The sequence below is a fragment of the Paracoccus sp. pheM1 genome (assembly GCF_018499825.1).
In the GTDB taxonomy this organism is placed as follows: Bacteria; Pseudomonadota; Alphaproteobacteria; order Rhodobacterales; family Rhodobacteraceae; genus Paracoccus; species Paracoccus versutus.
On the sequence record NZ_JAGXCX010000002.1, the window covers coordinates 1277646 to 1297384 of the forward strand.

Below are 19739 nucleotides of genomic sequence, written 5' to 3' on the forward strand. Positions count from 1 at the left end.
CAGGGGCGGTTGAGAACCGTCCCTGCCCGTTCCTTTCGCGCCCGCAAGCCGGGCCACCCAACAGAGAGTTTCGGATGACCCAGACCTTGCCTTTCTCCCGCCGCGGCATCTTGGGCGGGCTCGTCTCCAGCCTGGCGCTGGCGGCCTGCAACCCGGTCCGCTATGCCGCGCCCCGCGCCGAGCTGGCGACCGAGTTCGCCGCCGATTCGCCCGCCCGCCGCGCCGGGGCGAATGCCTGGTGGGCCGCGTTCCGCGACAAGCGGCTGGACGCGCTGATCGCCACCGGGCTGCGGCGCAACCTGGACGTGCAGACCGCCGTCGCCACCATCCGCGAGGCCCAGGCCAACGCCCGGCTGATCGGCGCCAGCGACCTGCCGCAGGTGGATGTGCAGGGCTCGGCCGCGCGCAGCCGTAGCGAGACCGGGATCGTCGAGACCAGCTCCGCCACGCTGGGCGTGTCCTGGCTGGTCGACCTGTTCGGCTCGACCCGCGCGGCGCGGCAGGGCGCCTCGGCCCGGCTGGACGCGGCCTATCTGTCGGCCGAGGTGGCGCGGCTGACCGTGGCCAGCGCCATCGCCTCGGCCTATGTCGACGCGCGTTATTACCAGGAGGCGCTGGCGCTGACCCGGCAGAGCCTGGAAAGCCGCCGCCGCACGCTGGAGATGACCCGCACCCAGGACGCCTTCGGCAGCGTCTCGCGGCTGGAAGTCCTGCAGGCCGAGCAGCTGGTGGCGCAGGCCGAGGCGGCGCTGCCGGGTCTCGAGGTCGGCTTCGACCAGTCGGTGAACCGGCTGGCCACGCTGACCGCCGGGCGCAGCGCCGAGCTTGCGGCGCAACTGCGCCAGGGCGGCGGCCAGCCGCGCGCACGCTACAGCGCCAGCGTCGGCGTGCCGGCGGATGTGGTCCGCGTCCGCCCCGACGTGCGCATGGCCGAGCGCAACCTCGCCGCCGCCGCCGCCGATGTCGGCGAGGCGCAGGCGGCCTTCTATCCGCGGCTGACGCTTTCGGGCTCGATCACGCCGACGAATGGCAAGACCTGGGGCTTCGGGCCGCAGATCTCGCTGCCGCTGTTCTCGGGCGGTGCGAACCAGGCCCGGCTTTCCGCGGCGCAGGCGCGGGCGGAACAGGCGCGGCTGGCCTGGCAGGCCGCGGTGCTGGGCGCGGTCGAGGAGGTCGAGAATGCGCTGGCCGGCTATAACCGCGATGCCCGTGCTGTCGCCGCGCAATCGCGGCTGGTCGAGAATGCGCGCGAGACGGTGAACCTGACCCGCAGCTCCTATGAGCTGGGCGAGGCGGATTTCTTCCCGGTCCTCGATGCCGAGCGCAGCCTGCTCTCGGCCCGCCAGGAACTGGCGGCGGCCATCCGCCAGCAGGCGCTGAACTTCGTCGCGCTGAGCGCGGCCTCGGCCGGCGGGGTGGGCCTGCCCTCGGTCTGAGCGCGGCAGGCGGCGCGCCGTCGCCTTCGGCCCGGCACGCCGGTTCTGGCTGGCGGCTGCCCGCCTTGATCCCGGCGCCGCGCCGGGAAAGGCGGGGAATGCTGCCCGCGTCCTTCTTCGCCCCCGACGCTCAAGCCGTTCGGCGGGGGGCGGGCGGGCGGATTGATGCACCGCACCGCTACGCGCCTATTTGCCGCCGGGTGTTCCGTCGAACTTCTTCTCCAGCTGCTGCCAGACCTGGACGTAGTCGCGCTGCATCGGTGCCTCGCGGGCGGCGAATTCGGTCAGGTGCTGGGGAAAGCGGGTTTCGAACATGAAGGACATGGTGTTGTCCAGCTTCTCGGGCTTCAGCTCGGCGTTCGAGGCGCCCTCGAAGGCGCCGCGGTCCGGCCCATGCGGCAGCATGCAATTGTGCAGGCTGATGCCGCCCGGCGCGAAGCCCTGCGGCTTGGCGTCGTAGATGCCATAGATATTGCCCATCAACTCGGACATGATGTTCTTGTGATACCAGGGCGGGCGGAAGCTGTGTTCGGCCACCTGCCAGCGCTCGCGGAACAGCACGAAATCGATATTCGCCGTCCCCTCCTGCCCCGAGGGCGCGGTCAGCACGGTAAAGATCGACGGGTCGGGATGGTCGAACAGCACCGCGCCGACGGGCGAATAGGTGCGCAGGTCGTATTTATAGGCGCAGTAATTGCCATGCCAGGCCACCACGTCCAGCGGGCTGTGGTCGATCCAGGTCTCGTGGAACCGGCCGCACCACTTGATCACCACGCGGGAACGCGCCTCGCGGTCCTCGAAGGCCGCGACCGGGCATTTGAAGTCGCGCGGATTGGCCAGGCAATTGGCGCCGATGGGGCCGCGGTTCGGCAGGTCGAATTTCTGCCCGTAATTCTCGCAGACGAAGCCGCGGCAGGGGCCCTCCAGCACTTCGACGCGATGGACCAGGCCGCGCGGGATGATGGCGATTTCTTTCGGCTCCAGGTCGATCACCCCCAGCTCGGTGCAAAAGCGCAGCCGGCCCTCCTGCGGGACCACCAGCAATTCGCTGTCGGCCGAGAAGAAATATTCGTCCTGCATCGAGCGCGTGACCAGGTAGACATGGCTGGCCATGCCGACCTGGATGTTCACGTCGCCGGCGGTGGTCATGGTGCGCATGCCGGTGATCCAGGTCAGCGCCTCCTCCGGGACCGGGATCGGATCCCAGCGATACTGCCCCAGGCTGGCGATGTCGTCGCGCACATTCGGCGCCGTCTTCCAATAGGGCAGGTCGATCGCGGCGAAATCGCCGGTATGCCGGACCGAGGGGCGGATGCGATAGCACCAGGTCCGCTCGTTCCGGCCGCGCGGCGCGGTGAAGGCGGTGCCGGAAAGCTGCTCGGCATAAAGCCCATAGGCGCATTTCTGCGGGCTGTTCTGGCCCTGCGGCAGGGCGCCGGGCAGGGCCTCGGTTTCGAAATCGTTGCCAAAGCCGGGCATGTAGCCCGGATGCGTGCCGGTGGTGACGGTCGCGCGGATCATGCCGCCGGGCAGAGCAGGGCTGGTCATCGGGCTCCTCCCCGCAAGATCATTGCAGTTGCAACGATTATGCCGCCTGGGCCGCAGGCCTGTCAAGCGCCGCCCATTCCTGTTGCCAAGGCGACGAATCCTTGCTGTTCTGGCCGGAAAAAGGGGTGCCCCATGACCTTTCGGCTGGACGCTTTCCTGCCCTATCGCCTGTCCGTGGCGGCGGCGCAGGTCAGCCGCCGATTCGCCGCGCTCTACGAGGTCGAGGCGGGGCTGACCATCCCCGAATGGCGGGTGCTGGCGCATCTGGACCATTCCGGCGCGGTCAGCATCCGCGACATCCATGCCCGCGTGAACCTGGACAAGTCCGTGGTCAGCCGTGCCGCCTCGCGCCTGCAGGGGGCGGGGTTGGTTCGGAAATCGGGCAACGACGCCGACCGGCGGCTGATCGTGCTGGAACTGACGCCCCAGGGGCAGGCGCTGATGCTGCGGCTGGGCCGCATCGCCGAGGCGTTCCAGGCCGATCTGCTGGCCGAACTGGGGCCGGATGCCGCCGCGCTGGACCGTCTCCTGTCGCGGCTGGCCGGCAAGGAGACGGGCGCGGCCTAGCCCGCGACGGCCTGGACAGCCGGCCGGCCGCCTGGCTCAATAGGGCGCGGGCGCCACTTCCGGCGGCGTATAAGGGGCCGGTGCGGTTCCATAGGGGGCCGGCTGTCCCATCTGCACCTGGCTGTTTGCCGCCTGTTCGCTCAGCAACTGTCCCGCGGTCTGCATGTCGCGCCCCGCGCCCTGCATCGTCTCGCAGCCCGCGACCGCCATGCCGGCCATGCAAAGGCCGACCGTAACCATCCGACGCATGCACGTTCCTTTCTTTTTTTCTGCTCGTTGTCGGCAAAGCCTAATCTCCTTGGCAAGCCGCTCAAGTCACAGCCGTGGCAGTGGGCGCCCGATCGGCAAGGATTGTCTTGAAAGGGACGCTCCCGCAGGCGGATCCCGGCCGATCCGGCTGGGCGGGGCCCGCCGCGAGGCCCCGTGACAACTTGACGCAAGTCAAGCGGGCAGCCGCGCAGCTGTGCCAGAACGCCGGGACCAAGAGAGGAAGTTCCATGGACCTGAATGCGCGCAAGACCATGCTGATCATGCGGCGCAGGGCGCTTCTTGCCGACCTTGCCTCTATCGAAAAGGCATTGCGCCCTGCCGGCCCGCAGGATGCGAAGGCCGCGCAAGAGAGGGTCTTTCACGCGCTCGGCAGGGTCCAGCAGATCGAGGTGGAGCGTATAGAGGCAACCCTGCGCCGCATGGAAAGCGGCCAATACGGGGTTTGCACGGGTTGCGGGACCAGCATCCTGCCGGCACGGCTGGAACCGCTGCCGGACACCCCCGTTTGCGAGGACTGCAACCGGGCCGCCTGAGGCAGATCACATGCCGGCTTGGGCTTCCTGGCTTTCCCGGCTGATCGCCTGTCCGGCGCTTTGCAGGTCGCGCCCGGCGCCCTGCACCGTCTGGCAGGCGGCCAGGACCAGCAGTGCAAGCAGGGGCGAAACGTGAATAATTTTACGCATATTCAGTCTCCTGCGTGGATTTTCCTTTGGGATCAACGCCTGCCCCCGGCCGGGGTTCCCCGCCTGTTAAGGGTTTCTTAACCGTTGGTCGCTAGACAGGCGTCATGCGTGTGATTCTGTTTCTTGTGCTGTTCCTTTCCGCCTGCGCCTCGCCTGCGCCGCAGTTTTTCGGCGCCCAGCGGCATGACATCACGCTGGAGGGCATCCGCTTCGCCGTCTTTCACGACGGCAGCCAGGCAGAGGTGATCCGCCTGGGCTACCTTGGCCGGGACGCGCGGGCAGTGGTGCCGGAGCTGATGGTGATCGCCGCCGAGCGGACGACCGGATGCCAGGCGATTCCGAACAGCCTGCGCAGCCGCATCCCCGGCGATACCGGCGAGGCGCGGCTGTCGCTGCGCTGTCCCGACGGCTGAAGGGCCCGTGCCGCCGGCGGGATCAGTCCAGGAAGGCCGCCACCGCCTCGGCGACCTCGGCCGGGCGGTCGGCATGCAGCCAATGTCCCGCGCCGGGGATGACGCGGATCTCGGCCTGGGGGAAATATTCGCGGATCGCCTCGGCTTGCGGCGCGCGGCAGTAATCCGAATCCTCTCCGGCCAGGAACAGCGCGGGGCCGGTGAAACCGCCCTTGGGCGCCCCAGGCCAGCCGACCAGCCGGGGCATCTGGTCCCGCAACGCCGGCAGGTTGAACTTCCAGCGCGGCGGATCGGCCTTGAGGTCCAGCGATTGCAGCAGAAACGCCCGCACGCCCGGATCGGCGACGCGTTCGGCCAGCCGCGCATCCGCCTCGGAGCGCAGGCGAAGCCCGGCAAGGTCCACCGTCTCCATCGCGTCGATCAGGCCGCTCTGGCTGTGGCCATAGGCGAAGGGGGCGATGTCCATGACGACCAGCCGGCGCACCAGGTCGGGCTGCGTCAGCGCCAGCATCATCGCGGCCTTGCCGCCCATCGAATGCCCCAGAACATCCGCCCGGCCGCCCTGCGCCGCGATCACCTGGGCCAGGTCGCCGGCCAGCGCGGCATAGCCATGGTCGGGATCGTGGAAACTGTCGCCATGGTTGCGCATGTCGACCGAGATCACCCGCCGGCTTTCCCCCAGCCGCCGCGCAAGGCCGCCCAGGTTGCGCCCCGATCCGAACAGCCCATGTGCCAGCAGCACCGGCGGGCGATCCGAATCCATTCCTGTCATCGTCATGTTCAGCATCATGCGCGCAGCCTAGCGGCACTGGCGAAGCGGCGCCAGAGGCGCTAGCCTTGGCGAAAACGGGATGGGGGCGATGGGCATCGAAAGCATCCGGCCGATGGCGGACGAGGTCGCCAGCCTGATGGCGGCGCGGTTCGGCGGCCTCAGGCGCGGCCAGCAGGCCGATCTGGAAAGCATGCTGCGCAAGCGCGGCGGCGCGCTGCCGCGGCGATTGCGGCGCGAGGCGCGCATCCTGGCCGAGGCCGACCGCAAGGCCGGCCAGCCGAAGCTGGCGCGCCAGGTGGATTTCACGCGGCTGGAACATGCGCACAAGGCGCTGACGGCCTATCTGCGGCCGCTGGGGCAGGGGATGCGGCTGCGGGGCGGCGCGGCCAGCATCGCGGCCAGCGTGCTGTTCGGCCTGCTGCTGCTGGGTGCCGTCGCCCTCTGGATCATGACCCGCCGCGGGCTGATCTGAGGGTCGCTTGCCGGGCGCCGGCAAGGGTGTCGCGATTCGTGGAGAGGCCGTCCCACGTTCCTCTCGGAAGGCCTGCTTTTCAGCCGGATCCACGGGTTACGTTGGATCGCGCTTCTTGCAAGACCAGGCCGTCGCCGGGGATGGAGTGGCCGCGCGGTTCAGTCATCTGCGCCGAACTGGGCGTCTTGCGCCGGAAAGGCCGCCGCGGGCTGATCGGAACGGCGCTTGCTCTGCGCCGATGAAGATGTTCCGATTTGTGCAGAGACTTGCCGTGCGCCTTGCTGGAAGAGCAGTCGCATACTTGTTTTTGATATAGATCAATTGTTTGCGATGGATTACCGCTTTTTCCAAAGATTGTCAGGGCCGTCGCCGGGGGCGTGGCCGCAGCATCTGTGCCAAGCCAGCACGCTAGCCGCAGTCGCCGTGAGCTGACTGAGCGTCGCTTGCTCCCTGCCGGCGAAGGTGTTGCGATTCGTGAAGGGGCCCCGCCGCACGCCTTGTCCGCATCGCCCGCTTTGAAGCCGGCTCGACTGGCTCCGGTGGACTTGCTTCTTGCAGCACCGTCGCCGCTGGCGTCAGGACAGCCGCGCGGTCGGCTCCGGGTTGTGCGCCTTGTGATAGGTTCGGCGCTGCCGGGCGAAGCGAGGAACTGTGCCGGCTGGGCGGGACGGCAAAGGAGGGAGAGGCCCGGATGCCGGCCCAGGTGCCGGTGGCGCCCTGCTGTCCGGCCGGGGCAACGGCTGGCCGGGCATTAAGGGGCGGCGCGGGTCCGAACGAACCCGCGCCGCGCCGGGATTACATACCGTTATAAAGCGGGAAGCGGGCGCAAAGCGTCTCGACCTCGGCCTTGACGCGGGCTTCCACCTCGGCATTGCCTTCCTCGCCGTTCGCGGCAAGGCCATCGACGACCTCGACGATCCAGCGGGCGATCTGGCGGAACTCTTCTTCCTTGAAGCCGCGAGTGGTGCCGGCGGGGGCGCCCAGGCGGATGCCCGAGGTCACGAAGGGCTTTTCGGGGTCGAAGGGCACGCCGTTCTTGTTGCAGGTGATGTGGGCGCGACCCAGCGCCGCCTCGGTCGCCTTGCCGGTCACGCCTTTCGGGCGCAGGTCGGCCAGGCACAGGTGGTTGTCGGTGCCGCCCGAGACGATGTCGATGCCGCCCTTCATCAGCTCGTCCGCCATGGCGCGCGCATTGGCGACGACCTGCGCGGCATAGTCCTTGAACTCGGGGCGCAGCGCCTCGCCGAAGGCCACGGCCTTGGCGGCGATGACATGCATCAGCGGGCCGCCCTGAAGGCCGGGGAAGACGGCCGAGTTGATCTTTTTCGCGATGTCGGCGTCGTTGGTCAGCACCATGCCCCCGCGCGGGCCGCGCAGCGACTTGTGGGTGGTGGTGGTCACGACATGGGCGTGCGGCAGCGGCGAGGGATGCTGGCCGCCGGCCACCAGGCCCGCGATATGGGCCATGTCCACCATCAGCCAGGCGCCGACCTCGTCCGCGATCTTGCGGAATTCAGCCCAGTCCCAGACGCGCGAATAGGCGGTGCCGCCGGCCAGGATCAGCTTGGGCTTGCTCTCATGCGCCTTCTTGCGGATCTCTTCCATGTCGAGCAGCTGGTCCTGCTGGCGCACGCCGTAGCTGACGACGTTGAACCACTTGCCGGACATGTTGACCGGCGAGCCATGCGTCAGGTGCCCGCCCGAGTTCAGGTCGAGGCCCATGAAGGTGTCGCCCGGCTGCAGAAGCGCCAGGAACACCGCCTGGTTCATCTGGCTGCCCGAGTTCGGCTGGACGTTGGCATATGCGCAGCCGAACAGTTCCTTGGCGCGCTCGATCGCCAGTTCCTCGACGATGTCGACATACTGGCAGCCGCCGTAATAGCGCTTGCCCGGATAGCCCTCGGCATATTTGTTCGTCAGCACCGAGCCCTGCGCTTCCAGCACGGCCTTGGAGACGATGTTTTCCGAGGCGATCAGCTCGATCTCGTCGCGCTGGCGGCCAAGTTCCTTGCGGATGGCGCCGAAGATGTCGGGGTCGCGGCTGTCCAGCGTCTCGGTGAAGAATCCGGTGTCGGTCATCTGGTCCTCATGCAAAAAGCGGCTTGCCGGCCTTCTAGCGCCTTTCGCCGCGCCCCGCTAGGACGGATGCGACGCCTTGGTGGTAGATATTCCATGCGTCGCCGGGACTTGCTTCCGCCCGGCGGCTGGCCATGATGGCCGCATGAAGATGCATTTCATCGCCTCCAGCACCGAAACCGCCGTGACCGCCGCCGAGACGCTGTCCGCGCGCTACGGCCATGTGCCGATCCGCGAGGCCGAGGTGATCGTGGCGCTGGGCGGCGACGGGCTGATGCTGTCGGTCATGCACCAGAATCGCGGCCTGCCGGTCTATGGCATGAACAGGGGCACCGTGGGCTTTCTGATGAACGCCTATTCCGAGGACGACCTGCCCGGCCGCATCCGCGCCGCCGAGGAAACCGTGGTCAATCCCCTGGCCATGACCGCCGGCACCACCGACGGGCACGAGCATTGCGCGCTGGCGATCAACGAGGTCAGCATGCTGCGCGCCGGACCGCAGGCGGCGCGGCTGCGCATCAGCGTGAACGGCCGGGTGCGGCTGGAGGAGCTGATCTGCGACGGTATGTTGCTGTCGACCCCGGCGGGCTCGACCGCCTACAACTATTCGGCGAACGGGCCGATCCTGCCCCTGGGCTCGGACGTGCTGGCGCTGACCGCGATCGCGCCCTTCCGGCCGCGGCGCTGGCGCGGTGCGATCCTGCCCAAGTCGGCGACGGTGCGCATCGACGTGCTGGACCCCGACAAGCGGCCGGTGATGGCCGATGCCGATTCGCGCGGCGTCGATTCGGTGCTGTGGGTCGAGATCCGTTCGGAAAACACCATCCGCCATCACCTGCTTTTCGACCCCGGCCACGGGCTGGAGGAACGGCTGATCCGCGAACAATTCGTCTGATCCGCGATTCCGTTCGAGCCCGATTCCCTCTGGGCCGCGATTCCATTTGAGACTGTGCGCGGCGCGCGCTAAACGGCCGGGCATGATGAACCGTCCCGAACTTCCGCCCGAAATCGCCCGCCGCCGCACCTTTGCGATCATCTCGCACCCGGACGCGGGCAAGACCACGCTGACCGAAAAGTTCCTGCTGTTCGGCGGCGCGATCCAGATGGCCGGCCAGGTCCGCGCCAAGGGCGAGGCGCGGCGCACGCGCTCGGACTTCATGAAGATGGAGCAGGACCGAGGGATTTCGGTCTCCGCCTCGGCCATGAGCTTCGATTTCGGGCCCTATCGCTTCAACCTGGTGGACACGCCCGGCCACAGCGATTTCTCCGAGGACACCTATCGCACGCTGACCGCGGTGGATGCGGCGATCATGGTGATCGACGGCGCCAAGGGCGTCGAAAGCCAGACCCGCAAGCTCTTCGAGGTCTGCCGGCTGCGCGACCTGCCGATCCTGACCTTCTGCAACAAGATGGACCGCGAAAGCCGCGACACCTTCGAGATCATCGACGAGATCCAGGAAAACCTGGCCATCGACGTGGCGCCGGTCAGCTGGCCCATCGGCATGGGTCGCGACTTCATCGGCGCCTACGACCTGCTCAACGACCGGCTGGAGATCATGGACCGCGCCGACCGCAACAAGGTGGCCGAGTCGATCCAGATCAGCGGGCTCGACGATCCGAGGCTGGCCGAGCATGTCCCCGCCGACCTGCTGGAAAAGCTGCGCGAAGAGCTGGAGATGGCGCGCGAACTGCTGCCCGCCTTCGACCGCAAGTCCTTCCTGGAAGGGCACATGACGCCGATCTGGTTCGGTTCCGCCATCAACAGCTTCGGCGTCAAGGAGCTGATGACCGGCATCGGCGAGTTCGGCCCCCAGCCGCAGCCGCAGAACGCCGCCGAGCGCCAGATCGCCCCCGAGGAAAAGCCGGTGACGGGCTTCGTCTTCAAGGTGCAGGCCAACATGGACCCCAAGCATCGCGACCGGGTGGCCTTCGTCCGCCTGGCCTCGGGGCATTTCGAGCGCGGGATGAAGCTGTTGCACGTCCGGTCCAAGAAGCCGATGGCAGTCAGCAACCCGGTCCTGTTCCTGGCCGCCGACCGCGAGCTGGCCGAGGAGGCCTGGGCCGGCGACATCATCGGCATCCCGAACCACGGCCAGCTGCGCATCGGCGACGCGCTGACCGAGGGCGAGGCGCTGCGCTTCACCGGCATCCCCTCCTTTGCGCCCGAGCTTTTGCAGACGGTGCGCGCGGGCGATCCGATGAAGGCCAAGCACCTGGAAAAGGCGCTGATGCAATTCGCCGAGGAGGGCGCGGCCAAGGTGTTCAAGCCGATGATCGGCTCGGGCTTCATCGTCGGCGTGGTGGGGGCGCTGCAATTCGAGGTGCTGGCCAGCCGCATCGAGCTGGAATACGGCCTGCCGGTGCGCTTCGAATCCTCGCAATTCACCAGCGCGCGCTGGGTGTCCGGGCCCAAGGACAAGGTCGAGGCTTTCGCCAATACGAACAAGGGCCATATGGCGCAGGACCATGACGGCGACCTGGTTTACCTGACGCGGCTGCAATGGGACATCGACCGCGTAGAGCGCGACCATCCCGATCTGAAGCTGACGGCGACCAAGGAGATGATGGTGTAAGCGCGCCGATCTCGGCAAAAGCCCGGCTTGTCTGACGGGCTATGGTGCGCGCATGTCGCCCCGCAGTTCCTGAACGGCGTGGAGGAGCCCAAAACAGACATTTGGCGTCGTGCAAAACTTGTCATGATAGATTGGGATCATGTGATGCGGCTTCTTATCTGCTTGGCGCTTCTATGCTTTCCTGTTTCAGCTGCCGCGCAGATCTATCTCGCCGATTTTCAGGACGCCCTGAGCCGCTGTCAGGCTTCTCTGGAAACGACGACAGGGTTTTCCGACGACGGTCTAGAGAGGGTAGGCGAGGCTGAAACTGAACTGCCTTTAAATGTGAGAGATCGTCGAATCTGGCGCTTCCTCTCATCTCCTCTTCAAGTGGTCCACTCCACATATATTGATGGCGTCGGTCAGTTGCGCTCGACCTGTGATGTGTCTTTGCTTAAGGGCGCCACACCTCTAACGCCTGAGGAACGAGACGCGTTGTTCCATAGCTTTGTCAGCAGGATGGAACAGCAGATAGCTGAGGGCACCCACGAGCGCCGCGATCCCGAGAAGATACCTCCAATTGTCACGCTTGGGTATGGCCCCTTGAAGCGCGGCATCCATGGCTGCCGTGTGATTATCTCATTGGCGTTCATGACCGACGGCGATTTTTTCAGAGTGAACGCGGGTGAGCAAATTACGCATCCCTGCGACAAATAGGACGAACGGCAGCTCCGTCCCGCATCGCTGCCGCCGCGCTGGTGGTCCTGGGGCGTTGAGCATCGCTCCGAGCCCATTGCGGTCATTGCTCCTGCGATTGATGCGATCTAAGTCAGTGGCGCTCATCAAGACGTTGCAATGAAGTTCGTCCAACTGCCCATGCCCTCAGGACGATTCATCGTCATCCTCGTCGTGGTCTTCCTAGGCATATGGTCCTCGTTGATGACAGGGAGCCTTGCAGCAAGCGTTTGCGTCAATCCGAAGTACGGTGAGGCGAAAAGACTAAGATACTGCAACCTGTCGCTTGGTATCTCTCGTATCTGGCTAGTGGCTGCAGAAGACCATGAAATGTCCCGCATCTACTTGGAGCGGGGCATTCTTCTTGCGAACGCCATCGAACGCCAGGATGCTGAGCGTGACATGCTGCGTGCGCTTGAGTTGGCGTCATCTGGCGAACCCCGTGCCAAGCTGCTGGAAATTCTCAATGCCACAGAAGCTTCTCCGATCATCAAGAATTCAGGCAGGCCCGACCCATGGGTATCGGCTCTGCTCGTGCGCGTGGAGCAGCCAGATGTTTCCGAACACGCCAAGCAGATCTGGTATGAGGTGGTGGCAGAAGTCCTGAGCGGCGGAGAAGGCTAACGGCGGCTCCGTCCCGCATAACCGCCGCCTCGACCGCATGCGGCACGGCGCAAGGCCGCACCGCATGGCCGATCTTACGCCACCGTCACGTCCATCGTCACCTCGGCGTTCAGCACCTTGCTGACCGGGCAGCCCTTTTCGGCCTTGCGCGCGCAATCCTCGATCACCGCCTTGTCGCCGTCGCCCCAGATCTTGGTGTTCAGATGCGCGGTCTTGATGGCGAAGCCGTCGCCTTCCTTGGCCAGCCCGATCTCGGACGTCGTCTCGATCCGCACATTGCCGATCCCCGCCTCTTGCAGGATCATCGACAGCGCCATGCTGAAACAGGCGGCATGGGCCGCGCCGATCAGCTCCTCGGGGTTGGTGCCGGGCAGCCCCTCGAAGCGGGTGTTGAAGCCATAGGGCTGGCTGCTCAGCGCCCCGGACTTGGTCGAAAGCGACCCCTTGCCGTCCTTGAGCCCGCCCTCCCATTTCGCCGAACCGGAATTCACGATCATCGCCGTTCTCCTTTTCTGCCGTGACCTGGGGGGCGAACGCGCGATCCCTTGCGCGGGTTCAATCGCCCGTCCCCGGCGCGCAGGGAAAGCGTAGCACAGCCAGCGTGCCCGCCACGGTATAAAGCCCCGTCCCCCGGCGCGTAGGGAAAGCGCATGCCGGCCATCCCGTCGCCAGCGGCGCCCGTCCTCAGCCCAGCAGGCGCTGCGCCTCCTGGATGGCGAAGCGGTCGGTCATGCCGGCGACGTAGTCCAGCACCACCCGCGCGCGCCCGGTCTCGTCCCCGGCGGCCTCGGCGGCCTCGAACCAGGTCGGGGGCATCTTCGAGGGGTCGGCCAGGAACAGCGGGAACAGCCCGTTCAGCATCTCGGTCACGCGCTGCCTTTCGACCACCACCGAGGGGGCGCGATACATGCGCTGGAACAGGAACAGCTTGATCGCCTTGAGATTCTGGTAAAGCGGCTTGGAAAAGCGGATGATCGGCCCCTCCATGTCGCGGATGTCCTGCGCGCTTTGCGGCTGCAGGCCGGTCAGGCGGTTCTGCGCCACCGCGATCACATCCTCGACCATCACGCCGAAGACGCGGCGCAGCGCCTCGTGCCGGCGCCGCATCGGCGCCAGGCCGGGATGCAGGGCATCGACCTCGGCAAAGGCCTCGCCGACGACGGGCAATTGTGCCAGATCCGCCTCGGTGAACAGCCCCGCGCGCAGCCCGTCATGCAGGTCGTGGTGGTTGTAGGCCACGTCGTCGGCCACCGCCGCCACCTGCGCCTCGGCGCTGGCATTGCTGTGCAGCTCCAGATCCCATTCCGCATTCACCTCGGCCAGGGCATAGGGCAATTCGCCGGTCACGGGACCATTATGCTTGGCGATGCCCTCCAGGCTTTCCCAGGTCAGGTTCAGCCCGTCGAAATCGGCGTAATGCCGTTCCAGCCGGGTCACGATGCGCAGCGCCTGGGCATTGTGGTCGAAGCCGCCATAGGGCGCCATCAGCGCGGCCAGCGCATCCTCGCCGGTATGGCCGAAGGGCGGGTGGCCCAGGTCATGCGCCAGTGCCACCGTCTCGGCCAGGTCGGTGTTCAGCCCCAGCGCGCCGGCGATGGTGCGGGCGACCTGCGCCACCTCGATCGTATGGGTCAGGCGGGTGCGGTAGTAATCCCCCTCGTGCTCGACGAAGACCTGGGTCTTGTGCTTGAGCCGGCGGAAGGCGCTGGAATGGATGATGCGGTCGCGGTCGCGCTGCCAGGGGCTGCGAAAGGTGGACATGCGCTCGGGCCAGCGGCGGCCGCGGCTGTCTTGGGGCTGGCAGGCATAGGGTGCCGTCATCTGGTCCTGCGTTCCTTGCGAGGGTTCGGGCCAGAGCCTATATTCCAGACCGGAAGTCGGAAACGGGAACGCCCCATGAACACAGGTCTGAACCTGCCCCCCAAAGTCACCGAACGCGCCTTTGCGCGCCTGGCCGAGATCAACGAAGGCGGCCCCGCCCGGCCCCTGCGGGTCGCGGTCGCGGGCGGCGGCTGCTCGGGGTTCCAGTATGACATCCGCCTGGACGAGGCGGCCGAGGACGACCTGGTCCTCAGCGGCGCCGGGCAAACCGTCGTGGTCGACCCGGTCTCGCTGCCCTTCCTGGCCGGCGCCACCATCGACTTCGCCGACGAGCTGATCGGGGCCCGCTTCACCATCGACAACCCCAATGCCAGCGCCTCCTGCGGCTGCGGCACCTCGTTCTCGATCTGACCGCGGGTTTTCGATCCGGTCTGGCGCGGGCGCGCCGGGCCGGCTAGTCTCGCGCGCATGAAGATCGCGACATTCAACATCAACGGCATCCGTGCCCGTATCGAGACCCTGACCGCCTGGCTTGCCGAAGCCCGGCCCGATGTCGTGGTCCTACAAGAGATCAAGACCCAGGACGAGGGCTTCCCGCGCGAGCCGATCGCCGATCTGGGCTACAATATCGAAACCCACGGGCAAAAGGGCTTCAATGGCGTGGCCATCCTGTCGAAGCTGCCGCTCGAGGATGTCAGCCGCGGCCTGCCGGGCGACGACGGCGACGAACAGGCCCGCTATATCGAGGCGACGGTGGTCGGCCATCGCGCGGTGCGCATCTGCGGGCTTTACCTGCCCAACGGCAATCCGCAGCCGGGGCCGAAATTCGACTACAAGCTGGCCTGGATGGAGCGGCTGCACGCGCGGGCCAGGGCGCTGCTGGCGACCGAGACGCCGGTGGCGATGCTGGGCGACTACAACGTCATCCCCGAGCCCCGCGACGCCGCCTTCCCGGAAAAATGGCTGGACGATGCGCTGTTCCAGCCCGAAAGCCGCGCCGCGCTGCGCCGCATCCTGTTCGACGGCTGGGCCGATGCGGTGCGCCTGCGCCATCCGGGCAGCACGCGCGGCCCCTTCACCTTCTGGGACTACCAGGCGGGCGCCTGGCAAAGGGACAACGGCATCCGCATCGACCACGTGCTGCTGTCGCCGCAGGCCGCCGACCTGCTGATCGACGTCGGCATCGACCGCGACGAACGCGCCAAGGACAAGCCCAGCGACCACGTCCCGGTCTGGATCGACCTCGACGCCTGATGCGCTTCTCCGTTGGACAAATACCCAGGAAACGGCGGAGCGTCCCGGCGTCCGAAGGGTGGTCCCGACGGACAAGGAAACCCGTCAGGGCCCGATCACGAACCGTCCCCGACCAGCCGCGAGCTGTCGCCTTCGCGCGCGACCGCCAGGGATTGCGCCCGGCCGCTCAGCGCCGCGAACAGCTCCGGGCCGGTGCCGGTCAGCCAGGCCTGCGCCCTGAGCGCGCAGATCTCGTCGTAAAGCGCGGCGCGGCGGTCGGCATCCAGATGCGCCGCGACCTCGTCCAGCAGCAGCACCGGGCTTTCGTCGGCCAGCGCACGGGCATTGGCCAGGATCAGCGACAGAAGCAGCGCCTTTTGCTCGCCGGTCGAGGACAGGGCGGCGGGCATCGCCTGCGGCCCCCAATGCGCGCCCAGATCGGCGCGGTGCGGGCCGGTCAGCGTGCGCCCGGCGGCCATGTCGCGGCCGCGCCCCTCGGCCAGCCGGGCGGCGATGCTGTCCGGGTCGGGATCGTCGGCCGCGCCTTCGCCGGGCAGCAGCACCAGGCTGGCCCAGGGAAAGGCGGTCTCGGCCCCCTGCTGCGCCGCCATGATCCGGGCGATGGCGTCCAGCCGGTTGCGCGTCAGGGCCGCGCCCGCCTCGGCCATCTGCGCCTCCAGCGCGCGATACCAGCCGGCGTCGCGCACCTCGTCGCGCAGCAGCCGGTTGCGCTCGCGCATGGCCTTGTCGTAAGCCAGCGCATCCTCGGCATGGCCCGGCGTGAAGCTCAGCGTCACCCGGTCGAGGAAGCGCCGCCGCTGTTCGGGCGCATCCGTCCACAGCCGGTCCATGGCGGGGGTCAGCCAGATCACCCGCATCAGCCGGCCAAGCGCCAGCTGGGTCGAGGGCTTGTCGTCGATCACCACCTCGCGCGGCTGGCCGGGCAGGGCGCGGGTCAGCACCTGATGCTGGCCGATCTCGGCCCGGATCTGCCAGCCGACATCAGGCCCCTTGCGGGCCTGGTCGCCGGGCGCCGCGCCGCGCATGCCGCGGCCGGGCGACAGCATCGAGACGGCTTCCAGGATATTGGTCTTGCCCGCCCCGTTCGGGCCATGGATGGCGATGGGGCGGCGGTCGGCCTCGATCTCCAGCCTGGCCCAGCTGCGGAACTGGGTCAGGTGCAGGCGGCTCAGCGTCACACGCGCATCGGCATGACGACATAGACCGCGCTGGTGTCGCCGCCCTCGCGGATCAGCGCCGCGTCGCCCGAGCCGTTGAACAGGAAGACCGCGTTCTCGCGTTCGATCTGGCTGGCGATCTCGTGCAGGTATTTGGCGTTGAAGCCGATCTCCAGCGGCTCGTCGGCATAGGCGACCGGCAGTTCCTCGTCCGCCGCGCCGGCGTCGGGGGCGTTCACCGACAGCACCAGCCGGTCCTCGTCGAGCGACAGCTTGACGGCGCGCGAACGCTCGCTGCTGACCGTCGCCACCCGGTCCACCGCCTTGGCGAAATCGCCGGCATCGACTTCCAGCTTGCGGGTATTGCCCGAGGGGATCACGCGGGAATAATCCGGGAAGGTGCCGTCGATCACCTTCGAGGTCAGGGTGATCGTCGGCGTCGCGAAACGCACCTTGGTCTCGCTGACCGAGACGGCGATCTCGGCCTCGTCATCGTCCAGAAGCTTGCGCAGCTCGGCCACGGTCTTGCGCGGCACGATCACGCCGGGCATGTCCTCGGCCCCGGCGGGCAGCGGCGCGTCGATCCGCGCCAGCCTGTGGCCGTCGGTCGCGACGCAGCGCAGGCTGGGCCCGTCCTCGGCCTGCGCGACATGCATGTAGACGCCGTTCAGGTAATAGCGGGTCTCTTCGTTCGAGATGGCGAATTTCGACTTGTCGAACAGCCGCCGCAGCACTGCCGCGGGGGCCGAGAAATTCGCGCTGTATTCCGACGAGGACATGACCGGGAAATCCTCGCGCGGCAGGGTCGCCAGGCTGAAGTTCGACCGCCCCGCCTGCACCGAAAGCCGCCCCGAGGCGGCATCCAGGCTAAGCTGCACCAGCGCGCCGTCGGGCAGCTTGCGGGCGATGTCGTTCAGCATCCCGGCCGAGACGGTGGTGGCGCCGGGCCGTTCGACCTGCGCCGTGGCGCGGTCCACGATCTCGGTATCCAGGTCGGTTGCGCGGAAGCTGACGCCGTCCGGCGCGGCCTCGATCAGCACGTTGGCAAGGATCGGGATGGTGTTGCGGCGTTCGACCACGGACTGGGCCTGGGAAACGGCTTTCACCAGATCGGCACGTTCGATCGAAAATTTCATGGTCAACCCTTATGTCGTTCTGGCCTCGTCCCGCACCCGGCGACGCGGGGCGCCAATGTGGCACAATCCCGCGCAAGGTCAAGCAGATGCGTTCACGCCTCCAGCAGGCGACGCAGCAGGTCGATGTCCTCGGCCAAGCTGCGGTCCGAGCCGCGCAGCTCCTCGATCTTCCTCACGCCATGCATGATGGTGGTGTGGTCGCGCCCGCCGAAGCGGCGCCCGATCTCGGGCAGGCTGCGCGAGGTCATCTGCTTGGACAGATACATGGCGATCTGCCGCGGCCGGGCGACGGTGCGCACCCGCTTGGGGCCGATCATGTCGGCCAGGCGGATGTTGTAATGCTCGGCTACCTTGCGCTGGATCTCCTCGATGGAAACCTTGCGGTCGTTGGCGCGCAGGATGTCGGCCAGGCATTCCTGGGTCATGTCCAGCGTGATCTCGCGTCCCATCAGGCTGGCAAAGGCGAACAGCCGTTGCAGCGCGCCCTCCAGCACCCGGACATTCGAGGTGATGCGATGGGCCAGGAACTCCAGCACCCCCGGCGCGATCTGCAAGCCGGGATATTGCGCGCGGAAACTGTCGGTCTTGCTTTGCAGGATGCCCAGGCGCAGCTCGTAATCGGTCGGGTGCAGGTCCACGACCAGGCCGCATTGCAGGCGCGACTTGATGCGCTCTTCCATGTCCTTGATCTCGCCCGGCGCGCGGTCGGCCGAGATGACGATCTGCTTGCCCTGGTCGACCAGGGTGTTGAAGGTGTGGAAGAATTCCTCCTGCGTGGAATCCTTGCCGGCGATGAATTGCACGTCATCGACCATCAGCACGGAAACGGTGCGGAACAGTTCCTTGAAATCCATCACCGTGCGGTCGCGCAGCGCCTGGACAAAGCGATACATGAACTGCTCGGCCGACAGGTAAAGCACCCGCGCCTCGGGCTGGCGGATCTGGATCTCACGGGCGATGGCATGCATCAGGTGGGTCTTGCCCAGGCCGACGCCGCCGTAAAGGAACAGCGGGTTGAAGGTGACGGGGCCGCCCTCGGCCACCCGGCGGGCGGCGGCATGGGCCAGCTCGTTGGGCTTGCCGACCACGAAATTCTCGAAGGTGAAGCGACTGTCCAGCGGCGCGGCCAGCTCCTCCTCGCCCGCGGGGCGCGGGGCGGGGCGCTTGACGGCGGGCGCGGCGGCCTGGCGCGCGGTCTGGCTGCGGGTCTGGAAGCTCAGGCGTTGCACGGGGCCGCCCATGCGGTCCAGCACCTTCAGGATGTCGTCGCTGTAATGGCGCGAGACCCAGTCGGACAGGAAACGGGTCGGGCAGGCGATGGTGGCGGTGCCGTCCTCGACGCCGGTCAGGCGCAGGGGCTCGATCCAGGTCGAGAAACTGTCGGCTCCGACGATCTTCTGAAGTTCTTCACGCGCCTGCCCCCAAAGTCTGTCCATCTCGCCCAGTTCCGTCTCTTGTCCCCACATGCCGCCGGCATTTTCCGGCGTGAGGCGATTCGGTGCCGCGGCCTGAACGCAATACGTTTCGGCAACAAGAAGACCCCGCCGCCAAGGCGACGCATGGGCCATCTTGCGGCCGAAACTTGCAGACACGCAGCGCAGTCCGGTGGCAGCCGGCTTACGCTTCATCGGTAGCGGATCTTGTCCGATCCTGCTGCCACCCTGCCTGTCGGCGGCACGGCCGACGGTTCAGGGCATGTCCCCCAGGCGCGACGGTGAATCGCAGGGAACAAGCTAGCAAGAACCGCGCCCGGCCAGCAACCGATCTTCGCGCTTGACAGTCACTTTGCCTGATCGAATCTCGCGGCCCGGCGGTAAGGGGAGGGCAGGAACGAAAATGCTGAAAAGCCAAGGAAAAACCATGGCTTCCTTATGCGAAAGGGCGCGCCTGGATAGAGCGCGCCCCTGGTGGACTCCACCGATAGTTGCGAAAATGCCGCAGCGGCTCAGGCGGTGCCCAGGGCCTTAACGCGGGCCGCGAGGCGCGACATCTTGCGCGAGGCGGTGTTCTTGTGGATGACGCCCTTGGTCACGCCGCGCATCAGTTCGGGCTGGGCATTCTTCAGCGCTTCGCGGGCGATTTCGGCATTGCCGCCGGCGATGGCTTCCTCGACCTTGCGCAGGAAGGTGCGGATGCGCGAGCGGCGGGCCTTGTTGACGGCGGTGCGGCGCTCGATCTGGCGGGCGCGCTTTTTCGACTGGGGCGTATTGGCCATGGGTGCGG

General features: G+C 67.3%; 22 protein-coding genes. 11 read left to right on the forward strand and 11 right to left on the reverse strand.

The genetic code is table 11. The annotated features are described in order from the left end of the window. Positions 1-74 precede the first annotated feature (74 nt). Positions 75-1436, forward strand: a complete 1362-nt coding sequence (locus KF941_RS20410; protein ID WP_214274365.1) for an efflux transporter outer membrane subunit — start codon at positions 75-77, stop codon at positions 1434-1436. 186 nt (positions 1437-1622) lie between these two features. Here the strand turns inward: KF941_RS20410 and hmgA are convergent, their stop codons facing one another. Next, on the reverse strand, positions 1623-2984 hold the full coding sequence (gene hmgA, locus KF941_RS20415; protein ID WP_214274366.1) for a homogentisate 1,2-dioxygenase: 1362 nt from the start codon (positions 2982-2984) through the stop codon (positions 1623-1625). A gap of 132 nt (positions 2985-3116) precedes the next feature. Here hmgA and KF941_RS20420 point away from each other — a divergent pair, with 132 nt between their 5' ends. Beyond that, positions 3117-3551, forward strand: a complete 435-nt coding sequence (locus KF941_RS20420) for a MarR family winged helix-turn-helix transcriptional regulator (RefSeq protein WP_214274367.1) — start codon at positions 3117-3119, stop codon at positions 3549-3551. Between the two features lie 36 nt (positions 3552-3587). On the opposite strand, the gene KF941_RS20425 is transcribed toward KF941_RS20420, so the two are convergent. Continuing rightward, complete coding sequence (locus KF941_RS20425) at positions 3588-3800, reverse strand: entericidin A/B family lipoprotein (RefSeq protein WP_240540501.1); 213 nt, start codon at positions 3798-3800, stop codon at positions 3588-3590. Between the two features lie 248 nt (positions 3801-4048). Here KF941_RS20425 and KF941_RS20430 point away from each other — a divergent pair, with 248 nt between their 5' ends. Beyond that, positions 4049-4354: a TraR/DksA C4-type zinc finger protein gene (locus tag KF941_RS20430; protein ID WP_214274368.1), complete on the forward strand. Its 306-nt coding sequence runs from the start codon at positions 4049-4051 to the stop codon at positions 4352-4354. A gap of 6 nt (positions 4355-4360) precedes the next feature. Here the strand turns inward: KF941_RS20430 and KF941_RS20435 are convergent, their stop codons facing one another. Further along, a complete protein-coding gene (locus tag KF941_RS20435; protein WP_036754874.1) occupies positions 4361-4504 on the reverse strand; it encodes an entericidin A/B family lipoprotein in 144 nt (47 codons plus the stop codon). Between the two features lie 104 nt (positions 4505-4608). Between KF941_RS20435 and KF941_RS20440 the strand changes: the two genes are divergently transcribed. Continuing rightward, positions 4609-4917, forward strand: coding sequence for a hypothetical protein (locus tag KF941_RS20440; RefSeq protein WP_072462525.1), 309 nt, complete (start codon positions 4609-4611; stop codon positions 4915-4917). Positions 4918-4939: 22 nt separating this feature from the next. On the opposite strand, the gene KF941_RS20445 is transcribed toward KF941_RS20440, so the two are convergent. Next, the gene (locus KF941_RS20445; RefSeq protein WP_214274628.1) at positions 4940-5704 is read right to left on the reverse strand and encodes an alpha/beta fold hydrolase; all 765 of its coding nucleotides are present in this window, start codon (positions 5702-5704) and stop codon (positions 4940-4942) included. A gap of 73 nt (positions 5705-5777) precedes the next feature. On the opposite strand from KF941_RS20445, the gene KF941_RS20450 reads away from it, so the two are divergent. Beyond that, positions 5778-6161: a hypothetical protein gene (locus tag KF941_RS20450; RefSeq protein WP_036754880.1), complete on the forward strand. Its 384-nt coding sequence runs from the start codon at positions 5778-5780 to the stop codon at positions 6159-6161. 795 nt (positions 6162-6956) lie between these two features. Here the strand turns inward: KF941_RS20450 and glyA are convergent. Then, positions 6957-8240 (reverse strand): serine hydroxymethyltransferase, encoded by a 1284-nt coding sequence (glyA, locus tag KF941_RS20455; protein WP_036754882.1) that lies wholly within the window; start codon positions 8238-8240, stop codon positions 6957-6959. A 142-nt stretch (positions 8241-8382) separates the two neighbouring features. Between glyA and KF941_RS20460 the strand changes: the two genes are divergently transcribed. The 4 genes from KF941_RS20460 (at position 8383) to KF941_RS20475 (ending at position 12148) form a co-directional block, all read left to right on the forward strand. After that, complete coding sequence (locus KF941_RS20460; protein ID WP_072462526.1) at positions 8383-9132, forward strand: NAD kinase; 750 nt, start codon at positions 8383-8385, stop codon at positions 9130-9132. 82 nt (positions 9133-9214) lie between these two features. Then, on the forward strand, positions 9215-10810 hold the full coding sequence (locus KF941_RS20465; protein WP_036754887.1) for a peptide chain release factor 3: 1596 nt from the start codon (positions 9215-9217) through the stop codon (positions 10808-10810). A gap of 144 nt (positions 10811-10954) precedes the next feature. Beyond that, a complete protein-coding gene (locus KF941_RS20470) occupies positions 10955-11506 on the forward strand; it encodes a hypothetical protein (protein WP_214274369.1) in 552 nt (183 codons plus the stop codon). Positions 11507-11644: 138 nt separating this feature from the next. Then, positions 11645-12148: a hypothetical protein gene (locus KF941_RS20475; RefSeq protein WP_214274370.1), complete on the forward strand. Its 504-nt coding sequence runs from the start codon at positions 11645-11647 to the stop codon at positions 12146-12148. A 74-nt stretch (positions 12149-12222) separates the two neighbouring features. On the opposite strand, the gene KF941_RS20480 is transcribed toward KF941_RS20475, so the two are convergent. Further along, entirely contained in the window at positions 12223-12645 is a 423-nt protein-coding gene (locus KF941_RS20480; RefSeq protein WP_072463510.1) for an OsmC family protein, read from the reverse strand. A 187-nt stretch (positions 12646-12832) separates the two neighbouring features. After that, entirely contained in the window at positions 12833-13969 is a 1137-nt protein-coding gene (locus KF941_RS20485; RefSeq protein WP_036754899.1) for a deoxyguanosinetriphosphate triphosphohydrolase, read from the reverse strand. A gap of 75 nt (positions 13970-14044) precedes the next feature. Here KF941_RS20485 and KF941_RS20490 point away from each other — a divergent pair, with 75 nt between their 5' ends. Together KF941_RS20490 and xth are read left to right on the forward strand one after the other, a co-directional pair. Then, positions 14045-14380 carry an iron-sulfur cluster assembly accessory protein gene (locus tag KF941_RS20490; protein ID WP_072463508.1) on the forward strand — a complete coding sequence of 112 codons (336 nt, stop codon included), beginning with the start codon at positions 14045-14047 and terminating at the stop codon, positions 14378-14380. A 57-nt stretch (positions 14381-14437) separates the two neighbouring features. After that, positions 14438-15223 (forward strand): exodeoxyribonuclease III, encoded by a 786-nt coding sequence (xth, locus tag KF941_RS20495; RefSeq protein ID WP_072463507.1) that lies wholly within the window; start codon positions 14438-14440, stop codon positions 15221-15223. Between the two features lie 95 nt (positions 15224-15318). On the opposite strand, the gene recF is transcribed toward xth, so the two are convergent. The 4 genes from recF to rpsT form a co-directional block, all read right to left on the reverse strand. After that, positions 15319-16401, reverse strand: coding sequence for a DNA replication/repair protein RecF (recF, locus tag KF941_RS20500; protein ID WP_114537567.1), 1083 nt, complete (start codon positions 16399-16401; stop codon positions 15319-15321). Continuing rightward, entirely contained in the window at positions 16398-17516 is a 1119-nt protein-coding gene (gene dnaN, locus KF941_RS20505) for a DNA polymerase III subunit beta (protein WP_036754911.1), read from the reverse strand. Before dnaN ends, recF begins: the two co-directional genes overlap by 4 nt. A 92-nt stretch (positions 17517-17608) precedes the next feature. Continuing rightward, the gene (dnaA, locus tag KF941_RS20510) at positions 17609-18952 is read right to left on the reverse strand and encodes a chromosomal replication initiator protein DnaA (RefSeq protein ID WP_114537622.1); all 1344 of its coding nucleotides are present in this window, start codon (positions 18950-18952) and stop codon (positions 17609-17611) included. A gap of 509 nt (positions 18953-19461) precedes the next feature. Beyond that, complete coding sequence (gene rpsT / locus KF941_RS20515) at positions 19462-19731, reverse strand: 30S ribosomal protein S20 (protein ID WP_036754914.1); 270 nt, start codon at positions 19729-19731, stop codon at positions 19462-19464. Positions 19732-19739 lie beyond the last annotated feature (8 nt).

Excerpts from the sequence above, each read along its gene's own strand:
- KF941_RS20475 (WP_214274370.1), top strand. The coding sequence starts at position 11,645 with ATGAAGTTCGTCCAACTGCCCATGCCCTCAGGACGATTCATCGTCATC.
- KF941_RS20470 (WP_214274369.1), top strand. The coding sequence starts at position 10,955 with ATGCGGCTTCTTATCTGCTTGGCGCTTCTATGCTTTCCTGTTTCAGCT.
- xth (WP_072463507.1), top strand. The coding sequence starts at position 14,438 with ATGAAGATCGCGACATTCAACATCAACGGCATCCGTGCCCGTATCGAG.
- KF941_RS20450 (WP_036754880.1), top strand. The coding sequence starts at position 5,778 with ATGGGCATCGAAAGCATCCGGCCGATGGCGGACGAGGTCGCCAGCCTG.
- KF941_RS20485 (WP_036754899.1), bottom strand. The coding sequence starts at position 13,969 with ATGACGGCACCCTATGCCTGCCAGCCCCAAGACAGCCGCGGCCGCCGC.
- KF941_RS20480 (WP_072463510.1), bottom strand. The coding sequence starts at position 12,645 with ATGATCGTGAATTCCGGTTCGGCGAAATGGGAGGGCGGGCTCAAGGAC.
- dnaN (WP_036754911.1), bottom strand. The coding sequence starts at position 17,516 with ATGAAATTTTCGATCGAACGTGCCGATCTGGTGAAAGCCGTTTCCCAG.
- rpsT (WP_036754914.1), bottom strand. The coding sequence starts at position 19,731 with ATGGCCAATACGCCCCAGTCGAAAAAGCGCGCCCGCCAGATCGAGCGC.
- KF941_RS20490 (WP_072463508.1), top strand. The coding sequence starts at position 14,045 with ATGAACACAGGTCTGAACCTGCCCCCCAAAGTCACCGAACGCGCCTTT.
- hmgA (WP_214274366.1), bottom strand. The coding sequence starts at position 2,984 with ATGACCAGCCCTGCTCTGCCCGGCGGCATGATCCGCGCGACCGTCACC.
- glyA (WP_036754882.1), bottom strand. The coding sequence starts at position 8,240 with ATGACCGACACCGGATTCTTCACCGAGACGCTGGACAGCCGCGACCCC.
- dnaA (WP_114537622.1), bottom strand. The coding sequence starts at position 18,952 with ATGGACAGACTTTGGGGGCAGGCGCGTGAAGAACTTCAGAAGATCGTC.
- KF941_RS20445 (WP_214274628.1), bottom strand. The coding sequence starts at position 5,704 with ATGCTGAACATGACGATGACAGGAATGGATTCGGATCGCCCGCCGGTG.
- KF941_RS20440 (WP_072462525.1), top strand. The coding sequence starts at position 4,609 with ATGCGTGTGATTCTGTTTCTTGTGCTGTTCCTTTCCGCCTGCGCCTCG.
- KF941_RS20465 (WP_036754887.1), top strand. The coding sequence starts at position 9,215 with ATGATGAACCGTCCCGAACTTCCGCCCGAAATCGCCCGCCGCCGCACC.
- KF941_RS20410 (WP_214274365.1), top strand. The coding sequence starts at position 75 with ATGACCCAGACCTTGCCTTTCTCCCGCCGCGGCATCTTGGGCGGGCTC.
- KF941_RS20430 (WP_214274368.1), top strand. The coding sequence starts at position 4,049 with ATGGACCTGAATGCGCGCAAGACCATGCTGATCATGCGGCGCAGGGCG.
- KF941_RS20460 (WP_072462526.1), top strand. The coding sequence starts at position 8,383 with ATGAAGATGCATTTCATCGCCTCCAGCACCGAAACCGCCGTGACCGCC.
- KF941_RS20420 (WP_214274367.1), top strand. The coding sequence starts at position 3,117 with ATGACCTTTCGGCTGGACGCTTTCCTGCCCTATCGCCTGTCCGTGGCG.
- KF941_RS20435 (WP_036754874.1), bottom strand. The coding sequence starts at position 4,504 with ATGCGTAAAATTATTCACGTTTCGCCCCTGCTTGCACTGCTGGTCCTG.
- KF941_RS20425 (WP_240540501.1), bottom strand. The coding sequence starts at position 3,800 with ATGCGTCGGATGGTTACGGTCGGCCTTTGCATGGCCGGCATGGCGGTC.